This window comes from Pseudaeromonas sp. HNCC25DJ180, from assembly GCF_055413345.1.
This window is the reverse complement of sequence record NZ_JBVAYF010000002.1, coordinates 209,772-228,014: the sequence shown is the minus strand read 5'-3', so window position 1 is coordinate 228,014 and position 18,243 is coordinate 209,772. Positions and strand designations below refer to the sequence as shown.

The 18,243-nt window shown below is 57.9% G+C and carries 17 protein-coding genes; 5 read left to right on the top strand and 12 right to left on the bottom strand.

The window, feature by feature from the left end; all coding sequences use genetic code 11:
• Positions 1-16 precede the first annotated feature (16 nt).
• From ACZYTD_RS02930 to ACZYTD_RS02900, 7 genes are all read right to left on the bottom strand, one after another.
• The gene (locus ACZYTD_RS02930; protein WP_463888970.1) at positions 17-445 is read right to left on the bottom strand and encodes a hypothetical protein; all 429 of its coding nucleotides are present in this window, start codon (positions 443-445) and stop codon (positions 17-19) included.
• 115 nt (positions 446-560) lie between these two features.
• Positions 561-1,820, bottom strand: a complete 1,260-nt coding sequence (locus ACZYTD_RS02925) for a glutamate-5-semialdehyde dehydrogenase (protein WP_463888967.1) — start codon at positions 1,818-1,820, stop codon at positions 561-563.
• A gap of 25 nt (positions 1,821-1,845) precedes the next feature.
• Positions 1,846-2,949 (bottom strand): glutamate 5-kinase, encoded by a 1,104-nt coding sequence (gene proB, locus ACZYTD_RS02920; RefSeq protein ID WP_463888964.1) that lies wholly within the window; start codon positions 2,947-2,949, stop codon positions 1,846-1,848.
• 111 nt (positions 2,950-3,060) lie between these two features.
• Positions 3,061-3,441 carry a Crl family RNA polymerase assembly factor gene (locus ACZYTD_RS02915; RefSeq protein WP_463888962.1) on the bottom strand — a complete coding sequence of 127 codons (381 nt, stop codon included), beginning with the start codon at positions 3,439-3,441 and terminating at the stop codon, positions 3,061-3,063.
• Between the two features lie 81 nt (positions 3,442-3,522).
• Positions 3,523-4,794 carry an esterase FrsA gene (gene frsA, locus ACZYTD_RS02910; protein WP_463888960.1) on the bottom strand — a complete coding sequence of 424 codons (1,272 nt, stop codon included), beginning with the start codon at positions 4,792-4,794 and terminating at the stop codon, positions 3,523-3,525.
• A gap of 93 nt (positions 4,795-4,887) precedes the next feature.
• Positions 4,888-5,355, bottom strand: coding sequence for a xanthine phosphoribosyltransferase (gene gpt / locus ACZYTD_RS02905; protein ID WP_463888957.1), 468 nt, complete (start codon positions 5,353-5,355; stop codon positions 4,888-4,890).
• A gap of 616 nt (positions 5,356-5,971) precedes the next feature.
• Entirely contained in the window at positions 5,972-6,871 is a 900-nt protein-coding gene (locus tag ACZYTD_RS02900; protein ID WP_463888954.1) for a beta-1,6-N-acetylglucosaminyltransferase, read from the bottom strand.
• Positions 6,872-7,750: 879 nt separating this feature from the next.
• Here ACZYTD_RS02900 and ACZYTD_RS02895 point away from each other — a divergent pair.
• Together ACZYTD_RS02895 and ACZYTD_RS02890 are read left to right on the top strand one after the other, a co-directional pair.
• A complete protein-coding gene (locus ACZYTD_RS02895) occupies positions 7,751-8,155 on the top strand; it encodes a type II toxin-antitoxin system TacA family antitoxin (protein ID WP_463888953.1) in 405 nt (134 codons plus the stop codon).
• A 40-nt stretch (positions 8,156-8,195) separates the two neighbouring features.
• Positions 8,196-8,606 carry a GNAT family N-acetyltransferase gene (locus ACZYTD_RS02890; RefSeq protein ID WP_463888950.1) on the top strand — a complete coding sequence of 137 codons (411 nt, stop codon included), beginning with the start codon at positions 8,196-8,198 and terminating at the stop codon, positions 8,604-8,606.
• Positions 8,607-8,715: 109 nt separating this feature from the next.
• Here ACZYTD_RS02890 and ACZYTD_RS02885 read toward each other — a convergent pair whose 3' ends face one another.
• Positions 8,716-10,035, bottom strand: coding sequence for an NCS2 family permease (locus tag ACZYTD_RS02885; protein ID WP_463888947.1), 1,320 nt, complete (start codon positions 10,033-10,035; stop codon positions 8,716-8,718).
• An 850-nt stretch (positions 10,036-10,885) separates the two neighbouring features.
• Between ACZYTD_RS02885 and ACZYTD_RS02880 the strand changes: the two genes are divergently transcribed.
• Positions 10,886-12,349, top strand: a complete 1,464-nt coding sequence (locus tag ACZYTD_RS02880; RefSeq protein WP_463888945.1) for an aminoacyl-histidine dipeptidase — start codon at positions 10,886-10,888, stop codon at positions 12,347-12,349.
• Positions 12,350-12,449: 100 nt separating this feature from the next.
• Positions 12,450-12,935 carry a hypothetical protein gene (locus ACZYTD_RS02875; protein WP_463888942.1) on the top strand — a complete coding sequence of 162 codons (486 nt, stop codon included), beginning with the start codon at positions 12,450-12,452 and terminating at the stop codon, positions 12,933-12,935.
• 58 nt (positions 12,936-12,993) lie between these two features.
• Here the strand turns inward: ACZYTD_RS02875 and dinB are convergent, their stop codons facing one another.
• Entirely contained in the window at positions 12,994-14,058 is a 1,065-nt protein-coding gene (gene dinB / locus ACZYTD_RS02870; protein ID WP_463888940.1) for a DNA polymerase IV, read from the bottom strand.
• Positions 14,059-14,190: 132 nt separating this feature from the next.
• Positions 14,191-15,225 carry an FAD:protein FMN transferase gene (locus ACZYTD_RS02865; protein ID WP_463888937.1) on the bottom strand — a complete coding sequence of 345 codons (1,035 nt, stop codon included), beginning with the start codon at positions 15,223-15,225 and terminating at the stop codon, positions 14,191-14,193.
• A gap of 438 nt (positions 15,226-15,663) precedes the next feature.
• On the opposite strand from ACZYTD_RS02865, the gene ACZYTD_RS02860 reads away from it, so the two are divergent.
• Positions 15,664-15,861 carry a hypothetical protein gene (locus ACZYTD_RS02860; RefSeq protein ID WP_463888935.1) on the top strand — a complete coding sequence of 66 codons (198 nt, stop codon included), beginning with the start codon at positions 15,664-15,666 and terminating at the stop codon, positions 15,859-15,861.
• Positions 15,862-15,863: 2 nt separating this feature from the next.
• Here the strand turns inward: ACZYTD_RS02860 and ACZYTD_RS02855 are convergent, their stop codons facing one another.
• Together ACZYTD_RS02855 and ACZYTD_RS02850 are read right to left on the bottom strand one after the other, a co-directional pair.
• Positions 15,864-16,799 (bottom strand): DUF1848 domain-containing protein, encoded by a 936-nt coding sequence (locus ACZYTD_RS02855; protein ID WP_463888932.1) that lies wholly within the window; start codon positions 16,797-16,799, stop codon positions 15,864-15,866.
• 69 nt (positions 16,800-16,868) lie between these two features.
• The gene (locus ACZYTD_RS02850) at positions 16,869-18,236 is read right to left on the bottom strand and encodes an anti-phage deoxyguanosine triphosphatase (protein WP_463888930.1); all 1,368 of its coding nucleotides are present in this window, start codon (positions 18,234-18,236) and stop codon (positions 16,869-16,871) included.
• Between the last annotated feature and the right edge of the window lie 7 nt (positions 18,237-18,243).

The following is an 18,243-nucleotide window of genomic DNA, read 5'->3' as shown; positions in this document are numbered from 1 at the left end:
CAACACGCTCCCATGGTTAAAACAGGAAGCGGCGTCCTTCCAGACAACGGCGGCAGGCGGGCTGGCCATGCAGACTGCCTAGCGACTCCTGAGGCACCCGCTGACCACAACAGCTGCATTCACGAAAGCCCTTCATCCGCAACAGCATGGTTCGCTCGATCAACGCCTGCAGTTCAGACAAGGAGCCCGTGGCGGGAACCACCCCTTGGGAAATGGGCTTCAAGCGCGCGACGCTGCTCATGGTGGACTCCAGCTGAGGCAACAGCACCTCGACCCGCTGAGCATCAAAGGCGATGATCACCTTAAGCGGCTCACCGACAAACAGGGTCTGCTCACCCGTGATGGGGGCAGGTAACTGACGCAGCAGAGTCTGCCGCCACTCCTCTAGGGTAGGCGGCAACGGCAAATTGGGCGGCAGCAGATCCGTCAATCTCGACTTATTCATACAGGTCATCCATATAGCCATCACTCATGACGCCAGCATCCATAAAACCGGAGGGCGGCTCATCATAACTGATGAGCCGCCCTCCCTACCAGCCTAAGCGCCTAGCGACTCCGCCTTAAGCCCGGCTCAGGTAGTCAGCCTGCCCCACCCACTTGTAGCTGGTGAGCTCGGTTAACCCCATAGGGCCCCGGGCATGCAGCTTCTGGGTCGAGACCGCCACCTCGGCACCTAACCCAAACTGGGCGCCATCGGTGAAGCGGGTCGAGGCGTTCACATAGACGGCGGCCGAGCCAGCCCCATTGATAAACTGCTCCGCATGACGCAGATCGTTGGTGAGGATGGCATCGGAGTGACAGGCGTTGTGCTCCCGCAGATGGGCCAAGGCCTCACCCACATTCGCCACCAGCTTGACCCCCAGGGTCAGCGCCAACCATTCAGTGTCGAAGTCGTCCGCACCGGCCTCACGCAAGGAGGCGGCGCCCGCTTGCAGCAGCAGGGCATGAGCCTTGGGCTCCGCCACCAGGGCCACCTTGCGCTCATTCATCCTCGCCACCAGCAAGGGTAGGAACGGGGCGGCAATGGCTTCGTGAACCAGCAGGGTGTCCAGGGCATTACAGGCCGAGGGACGCTGCACCTTGGCGTTATCGATCACCTCCACCGAGCGCGCCAGATCGGCACTGGCATCGACAAACAGATGGCTAACCCCGAACCCACCGATGATCACGGGTATGGTGCTCTGCTCCTTGCACAGCTTGTGCAGGTTGGCGCCGCCCCGCGGAATGATCATGTCCACATACTGATCCAGACGCAGCAGCTCGCCCACCAGCGCCCGATCCGGGCTCTCGATATATTGGACTGAGGCGGCCGGAAAGCCGCTCTTGGCCAAGGCCGCCTGGATCACCTGTACCAGCGCCATGTTGGAGTGGAAGGTCTCACGGCCCCCTCGCAGTATGCTGGCGTTACCCGTCTTCAGGCACAGAGCGGCAATGTCGATCGTCACATTGGGACGCGCCTCGTAGATGACTCCGATGACGCCGATCGGCACCCGACGACGGGAGAGGCGCATGCCATTCTCCAGCACCCGGCTGTCAATTTCGGCACCCACGGGATCATCCAGCGTTACCACCTTGCGCACATCGGCCACAATCCCGGCCAGACGGGACGGATTGAGCAGCAGACGATCCAGCATGGCCTCGGTGAGACCCGCGCTACGACCGGCCTCGATATCCAGGGCATTGGCGGCCAGGATGGCCTCTTGCTGGCTTTCCAGCTCATCGGCCATGGCCAACAACGCCTGGTTCTTGCAGGCGGTACTGGTCACGGCCAGCTCGAAGGCGGCGGCGCGTGCCGCCTGGCCCATAGCGACTAAACTCATTCCTTACTCCTCATTTTGCAAACCGTTACAGCAGCACCAGATCATCGCGATGGATAGCCACGGGGCCATAACCATAGCCGAGGCAGGCTTCAATTTCATCGGAGTGCTTGCCAGCGATGCGTGTCAGATCGGCGGCATTATAGCGACAGATACCCCGGGCCAGTTCCTTACCCTCAGGGGTCAGAATGCGCACCACATCCCCACGTTCAAAATCGCCACGCACTTGGGCAATCCCCTTGGGCAGCAGACTGGAGCCCTTGTCATGGACGGCGGTGACCGCCCCGGCATCCACCTGCAATTCGCCATGGGGCGGCGGGCCGGTCAGGATCCAGCTCTTGCGACTCTCCAGCGGGTTAGCCTGGGCAACGAAGCGGGTGCCCACCCGTTCCCCCTGGGCCAGACGGCCGATTAGCTCCGGCTGTTTTCCGCTGGCAATCACCACCTCGATCCCGGCACGGGTGGCCACATCGGCGGCCTGCAGCTTGGTGGCCATGCCCCCAGTGCCCAGACCACTGACGCTATCGCCCGCCAGGGCGCGCAGCGCATCGTCAATGAGATCGACCCGCTCTATAAGCTGGGCATCTGGATTGGAGCGCGGATCGGCGGTGAAGAGACCCTGCTGGTCGGTGAGCAGGATCAGCAGATCCGCATCGGCCAGGATGGCGGCACGCGCCGAGAGGTTATCGTTGTCACCCACCTTGATTTCGGTGGTGGCCACGGCATCATTTTCGTTGATCACCGGGACTATGCGATGGGCCAACAGAGTGTTGAGCGTATCTCGCGCATTCAGGTAGCGCTCTCTGTCTTCCAGATCGGCGCGGGTCAGCAACATCTGGCCCACATGTAATTCATAGATGGCAAACAGGCTCTGCCAGATCTGAATAAGGTGACTCTGGCCGACGGCGGCCAGCATCTGTTTGTTGGGCATGGTAGCCGGCAGGGTCGGATGCCCCAGCAGCTCACGGCCAGCGGCGATGGCACCCGAGGTGACCACCACAACCTGATGACCCGCTCTGTGTAGGGCGGCGAGCTGACGGACCAACTCCACCATGTGGGCCCGATCAATACGGCGCGTCCCACCGGTCAGAATGCTGGTGCCCAGCTTCACCACAATGGTTTTCTTTTCCATAAGAAGAAGGCTCTGCGAAGAGAAGTCCCCCTTTATACCCATGCCTCCGCTCACCTGCAACGGGATTTGCAAGCAAGGGGCGAGCCAACGGAACGGCTGCTTATCTCTGCGTCAACTTAACACCGATGTTAGCCGAGCTAGCTCGCGCCTCTCGATGTCCAGCAACTCCAGTCGCCACTGCCGACACAACCCCTCCACCCGGCCGAGAAACTGATCGCGGGAGGACGCCAACTCAGGCCAGAGGCTGCGGGGAACGGGGCGGTTCAACCAGATGCCGGTGGCCGAATAGCCAGCCAACTCGCTCTGGCCACTGAAGCCGCCTTCACAGGGCTCCAAAAGCAACCACCAGCCCCAGCCAGAGTGGCGCGGAAACAGAGCAGGGTTACGGGAATCGAAGAAAAAACGGTCAGGTTCACACTGCTCTGGGCGCAAATAGGGGCCGAGGGCCCCAAATTCGCGAAGCAGATGCGAGTAGGACAATCTATATGCCATGAGTGACAGCCTCCCAGATGTGGAGCCTTCCCTGACAGGGGGCGTCAGGGAATGAGCACCACGCTGCCGTCACTCTATCCTTCAAATATTAAAATGAAGTTTCAACCACTCACCGGTTTCCGACAGGGCACGATCAAATACCTCCATCACCGGCAGCTTGTCGAGTACCAACGCCTTGCCGTAATGGCTGGAGGAGGCCAGGGTGCGAATATCCGACTCGGGGCAGATGAAGTCGCGCCTGTGGCCTATGCTCAGGATGGGCACCCGGGTACGGGTCACCCCCACCAACCCCTGACGCTTGAGGGAGAAGATCTGGTATTGGGGCTGCAACTCGTCCCAGTGGGCCGCATCAGCCCCCAGCCGGTTGGCCAGGGAGGCCCGCAACATGGGCGGCGCCTGGTTGAACAGTTGCGGATCGGTAAAGAACTGATTGAGTCCCGGACCGATGCACGCCACCGCCTTCAGATGAGCCGGCTCCAGATAGGCCAAACGGGCCGCCACGTTGCCACCCAAACGGATGCCCACCATGCCGATACGCTGGTTATCCACCCAAGGCACCTGCTCCCGCAAGTAGTGCAGCGCGGCCTGGTGCAGACGACTGGTATCCTGAACCAGCGGGAACTGACTGGAGTAGCCGATCCCCGGCATATCCAGGGTCAACATGCCGATGCCATTGGGCGCCAGATATTGCTCGTAGAGGCGATAGAAGTCGATCTGCAGGCTGTCGATGCTGCCGCTGACCATGACGACCGGCATGGGCTTATCATCGTGAGGCAGGTGCAGATAACCCGAGATCTCCTTGTCACGAAACGGGATCTTCAACTCCTTGAGCGGCACAGGCATCAAACGCCCAGCATCCCGATAGGCCACATTGCCCAGCACCTGAGCCTGTTCCGCTAGCTCATCCCCCTTGAGATGGGGATAGCTGGCAATGGAGTAGTAACGAGCCGCACGCAGATAGCAGTGCCGTGCCGCGGGCAAACTCCCCTCCTGCTCCTTGGCTTTACCCTGCTTGTGATAGTGACTCGCCAATTGACTGAATTCGAAGATCCAGTTGCCTGGCACATAGCCTTGCAGGGTATCGAGTTTATCAGGGCGACTGCGCTCCCCCTCGCCGGTGGCGACATGGGAGAGAATATCCTCCAACTCGATGGGATCGGCCCCCTGCCAGATCCAGAAGGAACGGCGCAGGACCCGATACCAGGCGCTGGAGCAGATCCCCTCGATCAACACCTGCTCGCACTGACTTGGATCCAGGGATTCCGCCGAATTGGAGATAGTGGACGTCTCCTGCACCTTGCGGACTCGGCTAAAGAGCTTTTCGCTCAGATTGAGTTCTTCGTTATCAAGCATCTCTTTTTCCACAAGCGTAGTGGCTCTGCTTTAAAGGTATGACAAGAAGCCGTAAAAGGAAAAGGCCCCGTCAGGAGCCTTTCATTCTATCACTTACTCTTCGCTCTCACACAGGGGCGGCACGAAGGAAATCGCCATGTCCCACGGCTGCTCGATCCAGGTGTCCTGAGGAATGCTAACCTCGAAATCATCCACCAGGTGCTCGCCCTTGGGCTTGGCAAAGATGGTGATAAATTTGGCCTTGGGGTAAAGCTCGCGGATCACTTTGGCCGTGTTGCCACTGTCCACCAGATCATCGACCACCAGGAAGCCTTCACCATCCCCCTCCACCTTCTTCAGCACCTTCATCTCGCGCTGATTGTCATGGTCGTAGCTGGAGATACAGATGGTATCCACAAAACGGATGCCAAGCTCACGCGCCATCAAGGCCGCCGGCACCAGACCGCCACGACTCACGGCAATAATCCCCTTCCACTGGGAAGAGGGTAGCTGACGACGGGCCAGACGACGGGCCTCCCGTTGCAGGTTGTCCCATGAGACATAAAACTTTCTGTCACCCATATTCCACTCAACCATTCAGATATAAATCAATATGCATGTGTCTGACCTGCACCAGCGACACACCCTCACGCGAACAACCCGCTAACCAAGGTCAACTGACCCTAGTCTGATACACAGCCACGCCGCCAAGCAAGCGTCAGCTTACCTACCGACGCGAGGCTCAGATCAGAGGAGATCGCCGCCGTTCGCCGAAAGTGGCGAATAATAGCGCCATTTCATGATAAGTGCGATGTTTACATCGGGATAGGGCGGAACAAAACGCTGAAATGCAGCGGGAAACGAGCGAGTAACAGATGACATGCAGACAAAGATGAGCCCCTGTTCCTTAGGGTGCAGGGCAGGACTGGAACACGGCCCATGCGCCCGGAGCATGACTCTCGGGGAGAGGTTATTGTCCCGGCCGACAAATAGTGGGGCCCCAGACCCAGCTCCCCCTCACCCACTTTCAGGTGGCTAGCGAGCGATTCCCCCGCGCCTTCATCCGCGCCCTGGGCCTGGTCAAACAGTGCGCCGCCCTGACTAGCGCCTCTCACCAAAGAGGGGGCTAGCAACCGGCTAGCCGCATACCCGTAAGCTTAGCCGACCAGCAGAAGCTAACCTCACCAGCCGCTCAGGTTCAGCTCAACACAACGGCTTGGCTTGAGCGTGACTCACGCCCACGCGCTGCGCTGGGCTGAGTGGTCGATGCCAACAGACCGGCCTCCAGAATATCCAGGATCTCCGAATCTACGGTCTCATCAAATTTACGGGCAAACAGGTGCTCACTGTGCTGTAACGTCATGGCATCGTCCACCGTGTAATCCCGTGGCCGCAGCTTGATATCGCCCATGGGCACCCAGTCGATGGCCCGCTTATCGTCATTTACCAGATCACTTTGATAACTGGTGTTCATGATCACGGTCTGAAAGAAGCCTTCATCGGGGATCAGGGTATGCTGATAGAAGTGTTTGATCGCATCGACCTCCTCGCTATGGGTGACAAACTCGCAAAACTCCCGGCTCACTATCATCCACTGATTGCCAATATAGGGTGTCATCCCAGCCAGAAACGGACGGGTGGCGGTGGATTCGCACAGCAGATCATGTTCGGTCTCGGTTACATACTGAGTGATGCGATGCAGGGTATCGGGCCGACACTGGCGCTGATCGGCCACCTTGATAAAATCCTTGCCACTGTGACGGCGCAGGAAATCGTGAATATCGTCCTGGCTACGCAGCGGGAAATCTTGGGCGCTCAGATTGATGAAAAACTCCCAATTGGCATCCTTCTTCAACAGCGCGGCAATACCGCGTAATTCGGCATCGACCAGGCTATAGCCACCCCACAGGGCGTTTTCACTGGGCAACAACTCCGCATTGGGATAATCCAGCAAAAAAGTGGCAATCTCCTGCTGCAGTTCGCTCCCGGAGCGTTTATCCACATGGATCAGGTAGTGATTGGTCGGGTGATAGATCGCCTTGAACATGCGTTTGAATAGCTGGGGATAGCGATGAACAAGGATCAGATAGGCAATCATGAGGAGGTATCCTGTTGGGCATAGGGCAAGACAAGCAGGCAGCGACCACCTACCTCAAAGAAGTGAGGGAGCAGTCGTTACGAAACAAGCAGCCGTGAGCGTCGGAGCATTGGAACAGTCAGAACAACTGAACAGAGCAAGGCGCTATGTCAGCCGATCGGCATAGTAGGTATGTGTGAAGTAAAAACAGAAGAGGGCAGTGATAGCCCTAGATCGCGGCTCCCAGAATATGCCCCAGTGGAGCGAAGGGCTAGAGAGCGGCCAGCGAGATGAAGTGACAGGCCACTGTAACACAGATCACACATTCAGCGTGGTTTATCCCACCCAGAGCACAGCTCAGCACCTAACCCAGGCAGCACCACGAGATCCGTATAGCGATAAATCGCCGATAAAAAAATCCGCGCCCCTTGCGAGGGTCGCGGATTTTTAGCCATGCACAGGTCAATGACGCTTAACCGGCTCGCCGAGCCGATAACCTAGACGAGTGCACCATGAAAGCGGCGTCATGACGGCAAGCCGCTCACGACAGCCCCGGTATTTCACCCTGCATTCTCGTCATTAAGTGTTTACTGAATGGATGTTCAGATTAAGTGATGGGGCAAAATGTAAGATTAATGCAGATCAATATTACTAGGTACTGCCTACATCACGGAGTTAGGGGTGAAGAAGGTAAGTACGGAATAATGCCGTACTTCCTCAGGATCCACTTGATAGTCCGGGAGTCGGCGAGTATATTTACAGTGTACGGCATAGAGCTGTACACAATATAGCGAGCTAATAAAGAGGAACTCAGCAATGGAGCAAGTCTCAGCGAGAAAACCAAACAGTTAAAAAAAAAGGAGATAGATGCGAAAAAAATAAACCCTAGTGGAGAGTCAAATGCAAAAAACCATTAATTCCATTACCCCAAACAGGCTCAAGAGCCATGGGGACACTGCCGATTCAGAGCGACTTGACCTTCGCCTGAGTCGGGAACTTAAAAGCCTATTGGAAGCAGCGGCTTCAACTGCGAGCTTATCAATGTCTGCCTTCGTGAAGGCGGCTGCGAAGCAAGCGGCTGAGGAGGTCATAGAGCGTGAAAGAGTGATCAAGCTGACTAGAGAATCGTCCTTCATCATTATGGAGCTTCTCGAAAATCCGCCTGAACATAACGAACGCCTGATTGCTGCTATGAATAGAGCTAAATCGGGAGAACTGAACATTGTTGGCACAAGAGAACAACGCAAGCGTAAACGCGCAGAGTCAGCCAGAGACGGAGAACGCCCTCGTCTTTGTGAAGTTTGACGGACAGATAGACCAGAGCTTTAGCTGTGGGAATGAACAGTTGGACGACTACTATCGGGACAGAGCGACAGAGCATTCGGACAAAGGCCTTAGTCGAATGTATGTGGGGAGGTTGGGAGGGGAGACCGTTTCATTCGCTACATTGTCGAGCGCACACCTGTCTCGCGAATCATTCGATGATATAGGCTACACGCTGCCATTCCCGGACGTACCAGCGCTGAGAATAGGGAAGCTGGCGGTAGATAAAGAGTTCCAGGGAGAGGGGATCGGCGAGACGATGGTTGGGCATCTGCTTAACGTGGCAGAGCAGATAAGAGACCTGGCAGGATGCTTAGGAGTATTTGTGGATGCTGTACCGGAGGCCGAGGGGTTTTACTCAAAGCTGGGGTTTTTAAAGCTGAAACAAAAGGGCAGGGCTCGCAGAACCATACTGATGTTCAAGCCGTTATAACGCGAATGAAAAAGGGGGTTTATCCCCCTTCCTCGTTTCTGTCAGGCCGATCTGACAGTCTGAAAGTGAGCGCTAATGACGCTGAAGGCATGAGCGAACAGATCAGTAATCACGCCGCGTGAGAAAGCACTATGTGCGCCAGGAACAGCACAGACAGTACCCAAACACTGATGCTCACTTCCTTATGCCGGCCGCTCAACAGCTTGATGGCCGCATAGGAGACAAAACCCAGCTCTATGCCATGGGCAATGGAGAAGGAGAGCGGCATCATCAGGGTGACGACGGCCACCGGTGCCGCTTCAGTCAGATCGTCCCAATCTACCTTGGCCAGTGACGACATCATCAGGATGGCCACATAGAAGAGTGCCCCCGCTGTGGCGTAGGCCGGAACCATACCCGCCAGCGGCGAGAGAAACAGGGCCAGCAGGAATAGGGCACCGACCGTTACAGCGGTCAGACCGGTACGGCCACCCACGGCGACACCGGAGGCACTCTCGATATAGCTGGTGGTAGAGGAAGTCCCCAGCACAGAGCCTGCAACGGTGGAGACCGCATCAGACATCAGTGCCTTGCCCAGGCGGGGCAGGCGCCCCTGCTTGTCCAGCATGCCCGCCTTGTCGGCCACAGCAATCAGAGTACCCGAGGTGTCAAACAGGATGACAAACAAAAAGGCAAACACCACTGAGAGCATGGCCACGTTGAAGGCACCGGCAGGAGTGGTGAAGCCGCTGGTCAGATCCAGTTGCATAAAGGTCGGAGCCAGACTCGGCGGCATGGAGAATACGCCACCAAATTTCACATCACCCAGGGCCAGACCCAGCGCTGTGATGATGAGGATGGCATAGAGCACGGCCCCCTTGATCTGTCTGTGCGACATGGCAATGATGAGGAAGAAGCCCAGTACGGCCAGAGCCGATGGCAGGGCAGTCACATCCCCCAGACCCACTATGGTGGCCGGGTTGCTCACCACTATGCCGGCATTCTTCAAGGCGATCAGTCCCAGGAACAGACCGATACCGGCACCTATGCCGATACGCAGGCTGTTGGGGATGGAGTTGACGATCCACTCCCGCACCTTGAACATGCTGAGGAACAGGAAGGCCACGCCAGAGAGGAAGACAGCGCCCAGCGCCACCTGCCAGGTGTAACCCATACCCATCACCACCCCGAAGGTGAAGAAGGCATTGAGCCCCATGCCTGGCGCCTGCGCCACCGGATAGTTGGCGTACAGACCCATAATGAAACAGCCAAATGCGGCGGCAAGACAGGTGGCCACAAACACGGCACCATGATCCATACCGGTCTGGGACAAAATTCCCGGGTTAACAAAGATGATATAGGCCATGGTCAGGAAGGTCGTTACCCCTGCCAGGAGCTCGGTGCGCACACTGGTGTTGTGCTCAGAGAGTTTAAACAGTTTCTCTAACATGGATTTTCGATTCCTTGGAGAAGTTGCAATAGTCCTGTGTCTTGTCGAAGGTACTCACCCATTCCCCATCGCACAGTCGACACAACAGTCCCGGCAAGCGCCTGAACCATTATCTCATCTCTCAGCGTAGAGACGGTTCGGTTAAAAACAGCAGAGGGAACAGCCTTGGCCCGACACTTATCCTGCAGAGAGCAGGATTGGAGCGCAATTATAGAGGGGGGCTCCGGCGCATGCCAGCAGAAAACCAGGAGGCGACAAGCAAAGCGGGAGAAAAACAAAAGCCTTTCGGCAGACGCCGAAAGGCCAAACAGCGGAATTAAAACTCTACGAAGGAATCGTACCTGATAGCATGAGCTCAATCAGGTCTTGCGACGGGTACAAACGGCTCTAAATCCAAAGAGAGTGGCGACTTATACCCCCTCTCCTCTTCTCGGCACACCACGCTTTTGGGCTGGCCCAAGGCTGACTCATCACTCATCGAGATCCTGGTGCAGAGGTCGGACAAACGGATCCAACACTGGCTGACACCCCTCCCTCAACAACGCCCGGCACGGATACTACGCCCAGCTTTGGTGCGATGCAACTGGGGCTACTGGCGCCATTCGCCCTCAGGGTGGCATCGCCATTCTCATGTTAATGCCCAGCTAATCTAAACATTACGCTGTTAAAAAATCACGTAACAGAATAAACAGCAGAGCAATAGCCAAGTTGCTGACATAAACCGCTAATGGCGCGTATGATGTATTTTCTGACTATTGACGCCATAGCCAGGCCGCATTAGCCGGCTAACTATTGAGCCCAATCCACATTGGCCTTAGCCTTAGATCCCACCCAAGTTAGGAGCCCTGCCGTGACCGCCTTGACCGAACTCTCCCCCAAGTTACTCTGGTTCTTTTTCGAGCAGATATGTGCCATCCCCCACCCCTCCAAGCATGAGGCGGCGCTCAGTCGCTGGATCCAGTCCTGGGCTCAGGCCCAAGGCTTGAGTGTGCAGGAAGATAGGGTGGGCAACCTCATCATCAAGAAAGCGGCGACACCAGGGATGGAACAACGCAAGGGCGTGGTGCTGCAGGCCCACATCGATATGGTGCCTCAAGCCAATGCCGATACGCCCCATGACTTCACCCGCGACCCCATTCGGCCCTATATCGATGGCGAGTGGGTGCGAGCCCGCGGCACCACACTGGGCGCCGATAACGGCATAGGGGCCGCCGCCTGCCTGGCGGTGTTGGCCGATGACACGCTGCAACATGGCCCGCTGGAAGTGCTGCTGACCATAGATGAAGAGGCCGGGATGACTGGTGCCTTTGGTCTGGAGCCCGGCCTGCTGCAAGGAGAGATACTGCTCAATACCGACTCAGAGCAGGATGGCGAGGTCTACATGGGGTGTGCCGGCGGCATAGATGCCAACATCCACTTCGACTTTAACAGCGAAGCCATTCCGGTCGGCCATCAAGCCCTGCGCCTCTCAGTCAAGGGGCTGCGTGGCGGCCACTCCGGGGTCAACATCCATCAGGATCGCGGCAATGCCAACAAGTTGCTCGCCCGTCTGTTGCAAGGTGCCTGCGAGCAACTCCCCCTGCGCCTGGCTCACATCGAGGGGGGCACACTGCGCAACGCCATTCCCCGTGAGGCCTCGGCCCTGCTGCTGGTGCCCGAAAACCAGGTGACCAGGCTACAACACCTCATTGCCGAGCATGGTCAACGGCTGCAAACCGAGTTGCAGGAGGTGGAACGCAACCTGACTATCGAGTTGCAGAGCAGCGAACCGCCGCTCCACTGCCTGGATGGTGACACCCAGCAGCGACTGCTCGCCGCCCTCGTCGCCTGCCCCAATGGGGTGATCCGCATGAGCCAGGCGATCGCGGGCGTGGTGGAGACCTCCACCAACCTGGGGGTCATCCAGACCGAAGGCCAGCAGGTCTACATCCAGTGTCTGATCCGCTCCCTGAATGAGGAGGGTCGTCGCTATGTGGAGCAGATGACTCGCTCTCTATTCACCCTGGCTGGCGCCCGTTGCCAACTTGGCGGCGGCTATCCGGGTTGGGCACCCGACCCGGCCTCCCCCATCATGGCCCTGTTGCGTGAGCAACATGAGGTGCTATTTGGCAGCGAACCCAAGATCATGGTGATCCATGCCGGGCTGGAGTGTGGTCTGTTCAAAGCCTCCTATCCCCACTGGGACATGGTCTCCTTCGGACCCACCATCCAGGGTGCCCACTCACCGGATGAGAGGGTGCACATCCCCGCCGTCGCCCACTTCTGGCAACTGTTGACCACTCTGCTCACCCAGATCCCGCAGCGGGAAGCCTAGGCGGCAACGGAATGATAACTCGGGGCGCACATGCGCCCTTTTTTCTTCTCCACCACTAGAGTAAAGTGTCGGCGCTTTCGCTGCGCAATAGGGACTCCTCATGAAGACACTATTACCCATAGTCATCAGCCTCGGCCTGCTGATCCCCTTCAGTCCGGTGGGTGAATATTTATGGCACACGACCGAGCAACAGAGCAGCACACTGCTGCACAACACTCAGCAGCGACTGCACACCTGGACGAGTGAGTTCAATCACGCCTCCGCTCTGTTCGCCCAGCAGTGGCGCCAAACTACCCATGAACTGGCCGAGACAGGAGCGCAGAGTCAGCAGCAACTGGCACTTAGTGGCGAAAAACTGGCCGCCGCGTGGCAGCAAGAGCATAGCCAAGTGAGTTCGAAAGTGGCCCAGCAATGGCAAACTACCGCCACGACCCTAGTGCAATGGCCTCAACAGCTGTGGCAACAGGCCATGAGCTCAGGCGAGAGTCAGTGGGCCAACCTGCAGCAACAGCAAGAGCAGTGGCAACATCGCATGAGTCACTCCCTGAGCCAACTCGAAGCCCAGGTCGCCACGCAGACCGAGTAATGTCCAATCGAAATCAAGCGGCAGACCAGGGCGCAGCACAGCCACAGTACTCGCCCACTTAAAACCCCAGAGAGAGCTGAACCGGCGCCGTCAGCGTCGGCGCCATAGCTGGCAAGCCCACCACCAGCCCCAATAGCCGTACCCCCTTACCCTCTCCCCGGCTCCAGGCTTGCTGCAACAGCTGGAGTAACAAGGCGCGGTCCAGCCGTTCACTGCTACGCTCCACCGTCGTCTGTTGAAAATCGGCAAACTTAAGTTTAACCCCCTGGCGCACTATCTCCCCTTCTGGCGAGTGACGTCCCAACCGCCGCCGCAGATCCGCCTCCAGGCGCTCGAGTATGGGCAAGGCCTCGCTCATCTGTTGCAGATCCTGAGGCAAGGTCAGCTCGACCCCCACCGACTTGCGCACCCGACTCACCTCCACCGGCCGCTCATCAATACCCCGCACCCGCTGCAACAACATTTGACCGCACTTGCCAAACTGACGCAGCAACTCATGGGGCGGATAGCTCAGCACATCGGCGCCATTATGCAGACCCAGGGTTGCCAAGCGCTGCGCCGTCTTGCTACCCACACCCGGGATCTTCTGCAATGGCAGATGAGCGACAAACTCTGCCACCTGCTCCGGCCTCAGCACAAACAGGCCATCAGGTTTGTTGAGATCCGAGGCGATCTTGGCCAGAAACTTGTTGGGCGCCACTCCGGCCGAAGCCGTCAACCCTAGCTCACGACGGATATCGGCACGTATGGCCTCGGCTATCAGGGTGGCACTGCCATGCAAGAGGGGCGAATCGGAGACATCCAGATAGGCTTCGTCCAGCGAGAGGGGCTCCACCCGCTCGGCATAGCGCTCGAAGATCGCCCTCAGTTCGGTTGAGACCTGCTGATAGAGCGCCATGCGCCCGGGGATCACCTTCAATTGAGGGCATAAACGCAGGGCATAGGCCGTGGCCATGGCCGAACGCACACCGTAACGGCGAGCCTGATAGTTGCAGGTGGCGATCACGCCTCGCCGATCCGATGCCCCCCCTATGGCCAGAGGGATCTCCCGCAGGGCCGGATCCTCCCGCATCTCCACGGCGGCGAAGAAGCAATCCATATCTATGTGTATGATTTTTCGCATGGCAGATACTGTATGAATAAACAGTTATCTAAATTTAGTCCCTGGCGGCGAAAAAGCCAAGCAGAATAGCCTGCGCAGCAGATAAAACGAAAAAGCCCACCAGCAGGTGGGCTCAGCGCTGAGAGAGCAAGATTAGTGGGGCTCAGGCAAATAGGGCTTGAAGGCGCGGCTGTACTGCTCCTTGAACCCCTCATCTGTCTTGGTAATGGTATAGATGGGCAGATGATGTTCGTTAGCAAACAGCAGGGCTTTCTGGGTACCCATGACCATCAAGCCCGTATCCAGAGCATCGGTGTGCAGGGCCCGGGGCGCGATGACAGTGACCGACATCAAACGATGGGTGATGGGCTTGCCGGTGGTCGGATCTATGATGTGGGAGAAGCGCTGGCCATCCTTCTCATAGTAGTTACGATAGCTACCCGCCGTGCTGATGCCATTGTCGCCAGGCAGTACCACATTCTGTACCGCCCCCAGCTCATCCACGGGTTTGGAGATGGCCACTCGCCAGGGTTGACCCTGGCCATTGTGCCCCTTCAGACGCAGAGCTCCGGCTATCTCCACCATGTAATTGGTGACGCCTCTGTCATCCAGCCACTGGGCCACCTTGTCGGCGGCAAAACCTTCCCCCAGCGTGGAGAGATCCACATAGAGATCCGGATCATCCTTACGCAGGCTGGCCTGCTTGCTGCCCACCTCCACATGCAACTTCTCCAGCCCGATATGCTGACGCGCCAGGGCTATCTGCTCGGTCGAGGGCACCTTGCTGGGACGTTTATCCGGGCCAAAACCCCAGAGATTGACCAGAGGCCCGACCGTAATATCCACGGCCCCCCCCGTCAATTCCCCCGAGCGCAACCCCTCGATCACCACATCAGCCAGATCCTGAGAGACGGGAAAGGGCGTGGTGGCCTTATGCTGATTGAAACGGGAGAGTTCCGAGTCAGGCTTGTAGGTGGAGAGCTGATCGTTGATGCGCGCCAAGATCTGCTCCACCTCATGCTGCAGTTGTGGCTCCCCGCCCGGGTAGTTACCCACAACCTTGACGCCATAATGAGTCCCCATGGTGGGGCCGCTCACCTGCAATTCGGGTTGGGTCGACGGGTTGGACTGTTCACACCCCAGCAGAGGCAGCAGGCAGAACGCCAGCAATAAGGTTATGTGCTTCAAAAATGTACTCCTTATGAGGATAACGCCTGGAACAGGCAAGGCCTGCTTCTGTTGTAACTAAGCAAGGAAGAAGCCAGGCCATTTTCAGAACAAGATACCAGCAAGAGACCACTGGCTAGTTTGTCTGGCTAAAATGACACTTAAATCAGGTCAACTCGTCCGAGGCAAACCGACAATGACCATAACAAAGACAAAGGCAGCGCAATGATAACAAAACCACCAAGCCAAAGCTGGACCTCTCTGATCCTCAGCCTACCTTCCTGAGTTGTGACGTCATCACCTCATAAATAAAAACCCATGTGAATCCATCACTCTGCTCAATCTCACATTCCCGATACTAAGCGCCATGATGGTACAAATTACATACAGCCATTCAGATCCGGTTCAGCCCAACTGGTGATAATTCACTCGTCAGCCCTTGGTCGTTTTGGAGTCGCCATGTTGCCTAACCTTATCGAAATCAGCCGTGCCACCCTGTTTTACGAATATTTGAAACACCTGCAGATCAAAGCCCCGGACATGCGCCACCCCTGGAGCCTAATGCGCGGCAACCGCATGATCGCCTGCATCCAGTGCGACTCTTCCGGCAAACCACACTTCTTCATCGATGGTGCCATGACGCGCATGCCGGCTTAGGGCTAAAACAGCCGCCCCTGAACCTCCTCTTCGGCTAGCCAGGCCAGAGTGTCGGCATCTGGCTCCCCCAGCAGAAAGGGGCTCAGGGGGTTATGGAGCAGGTAGTTGCGCCTGGCCAGTTGCGGATCCGTAGTGGCATAGCAGTAATGACAACCATGCAGGCAGCTCTGGTAGCTGCCAATATCGACACTCTTGATACACAGGCACGCCTCCCGCTGCCCCCTATCCTTTTGCCCCGAGAGGGTGAGGCCAAACAGACGCTGGATCAGCGCCTCATCAATACACTTGCCCCGCGCAATACCCCACTGCGCCAGCGGCAGCGTCTCGGCACAAGAGAAGATTGCCATACCGTGCCGTTGTGCTACCTGCACCAGCCCGCTAGCTAACTGCGCTAGATCCGCCTCACTTAGAGGATGCAGCTCCAGCCCGGCAATCTGACGCAGATTGCGCGCCACTCTGGGGTAGAGATCGGCCAGGCTGACGACCACCCGTCGGGTGTGACCCGCCAGTTGCGCCGCCAGCCGTTCAAAAGCGCGCAGATGGTCGGCTATGGATAACCCGTTACACACCAGTATGGGATCGTAACGCCAGATCACCCGTTCAGACCCTATACGGCGAGCCAACTGCTGGAAGCTGGCCACCGCCTGCGCCACGGGGGGCGTAGCTGACTCCAAGGCACGGGGATAGTCAGTGAGGGTGAGATGAAAATAGTAGCGGTAGCCCAGGCTATCGAGCTCGGGCAGATGACGCAGCAGAGGTTGCGGATTCCGGCTCCAGAAGACGATGAGATCCACCTCCGCCGGCAGCAGCGAAACCCGGCGGATCTGCTGGGCATTGTAAGGGTTGCGGGTCAGCAGAAAACCGGCCCGCACCCGCTCCATCCACCACTTGGCATAGAAGGCGGGAATATCGGTTCGACGGCTGGCACTGATGATCATCTATCCCCCTGCTGTATCAAGCCGGATCCCGCTGACTATGACCCGCCCCGAGGCGCGGTTTCGCGCCCCTCACCAGGGCTCGAAGATGGAGCCATTACCCGGCAGGAAGAGGCGCTGATAGATGGCCGTCGCTTCCCCATCACTCATGCTGGCGATGTAATCGCAAACGGTCCGATTCAGGGAGTGACGGCTACCTGGCGTGATGCGTGCCGAGATGCTGCGTGGCAGCAGATCCTTAGGGTTGTCGCGAAACGCCTCAAACAGCTCGGCTATGATCTGCTGCCCCTTGTACTCCAGAGTACGAATACGCGGCTGGGCTATCACCTCATCAAACACATAGCTCTTAAGCCGTTTGAGGATGGCTTCCCCTTCCGGGCGCAACCGCATACGGTAATCCAGCAACGGATGGGCAAACTGTCCCAGCCGGACGGCCTCGGTCTGATTGACCAGAAAGTGGACCAGATTGGTGATGGCCTGTTTCAGCAGGCGCGGCTCACCGCTGGCGATGCGGCTGGTGTAGTAATCTGGGTCCCGACTCTTGCGGCTCTTGCTGCTCTCCAGGCGTGCCACATCCTGTAACAGCTCGGCCAGCTCACCCGCTACCTTATGGGGGCTCAATAAGCCCACCGCCAGCGCATCCTCCAGATCATGGACGCCGTAGGCTATGTCATCGGCCAGCTCCATCAGGCTGCAATCCAGGCTCTTGTGTACCGAGCGCAAACCACGGATGCGGATCCCCGCCTCGATCTTCTCCACCTCCATGGGCTCGCAGAAGAGCTGGCGATCGGCGGCAGAAAAGGGGGCCAACAGCCAGTCACGGATCTCGGCCTCGTCATCATGAATGCATTTGGGTGGGTGCCAGGAGGTGAGGTTGCGCGGCGGAGCCAATGGGCGATCCGGGTAAGCCGGAGCCACGTCCCGAAACAGGACCGGATATTTGAGCACGGCCAGCAGGGTACGACGGGTGAAGTCATAACCGTAACCATCAGAGTACTCACCCAGCCGGCTCAGGATGCGCAGGGTCTGGCCATTGCCCTCGAAGCCGCCAAACTCCAGCATGAAGTAGTTGAGGATCTTCTCGCCATTGTGACCAAAGGCCGGATGACCTATGTCATGGGCCAGACAAGCCGTCTCAATAAGGTGTTCAGGCGGCACCCACCCCAGCAGGCCAGCCTGCTCCTCCCGGTGGGCAAACCAGCTCAGGCGGTTGGTGAGTGTGGCGCCAATCTGGGCCACCTCCAGGGAGTGGGTCAAGCGGGTACGAAAGAAGTCATTTTCGCCCACCCCCACCACCTGGGTCTTGCCCTGCAAGCGGCGAAAAGCGGCCGAATGGGTGATGCGACTGCGATCGATGCGCGCCAAAAACTCCAGTGCCGCCCCCTTGCCCCCCTCCTTACTGCTGGAGCGCCGTTCGCCCCATTCTACTCCACACTCCATAACCGCT

Bases quoted from the DNA above. Each gene is read 5' to 3' on its own strand.
- ACZYTD_RS02930 (WP_463888970.1), bottom strand. From the start codon at position 445: ATGAATAAGTCGAGATTGACGGATCTGCTGCCGCCCAATTTGCCGTTG.
- ACZYTD_RS02925 (WP_463888967.1), bottom strand. From the start codon at position 1,820: ATGAGTTTAGTCGCTATGGGCCAGGCGGCACGCGCCGCCGCCTTCGAG.
- proB (WP_463888964.1), bottom strand. From the start codon at position 2,949: ATGGAAAAGAAAACCATTGTGGTGAAGCTGGGCACCAGCATTCTGACC.
- ACZYTD_RS02915 (WP_463888962.1), bottom strand. From the start codon at position 3,441: ATGGCATATAGATTGTCCTACTCGCATCTGCTTCGCGAATTTGGGGCC.
- frsA (WP_463888960.1), bottom strand. From the start codon at position 4,794: ATGCTTGATAACGAAGAACTCAATCTGAGCGAAAAGCTCTTTAGCCGA.
- gpt (WP_463888957.1), bottom strand. From the start codon at position 5,355: ATGGGTGACAGAAAGTTTTATGTCTCATGGGACAACCTGCAACGGGAG.
- ACZYTD_RS02900 (WP_463888954.1), bottom strand. From the start codon at position 6,871: ATGATTGCCTATCTGATCCTTGTTCATCGCTATCCCCAGCTATTCAAA.
- ACZYTD_RS02895 (WP_463888953.1), top strand. From the start codon at position 7,751: ATGCAAAAAACCATTAATTCCATTACCCCAAACAGGCTCAAGAGCCAT.
- ACZYTD_RS02885 (WP_463888947.1), bottom strand. From the start codon at position 10,035: ATGTTAGAGAAACTGTTTAAACTCTCTGAGCACAACACCAGTGTGCGC.
- ACZYTD_RS02875 (WP_463888942.1), top strand. From the start codon at position 12,450: ATGAAGACACTATTACCCATAGTCATCAGCCTCGGCCTGCTGATCCCC.
- dinB (WP_463888940.1), bottom strand. From the start codon at position 14,058: ATGCGAAAAATCATACACATAGATATGGATTGCTTCTTCGCCGCCGTG.
- ACZYTD_RS02860 (WP_463888935.1), top strand. From the start codon at position 15,664: ATGTTGCCTAACCTTATCGAAATCAGCCGTGCCACCCTGTTTTACGAA.
- ACZYTD_RS02855 (WP_463888932.1), bottom strand. From the start codon at position 16,799: ATGATCATCAGTGCCAGCCGTCGAACCGATATTCCCGCCTTCTATGCC.
- ACZYTD_RS02850 (WP_463888930.1), bottom strand. From the start codon at position 18,236: ATGGAGTGTGGAGTAGAATGGGGCGAACGGCGCTCCAGCAGTAAGGAG.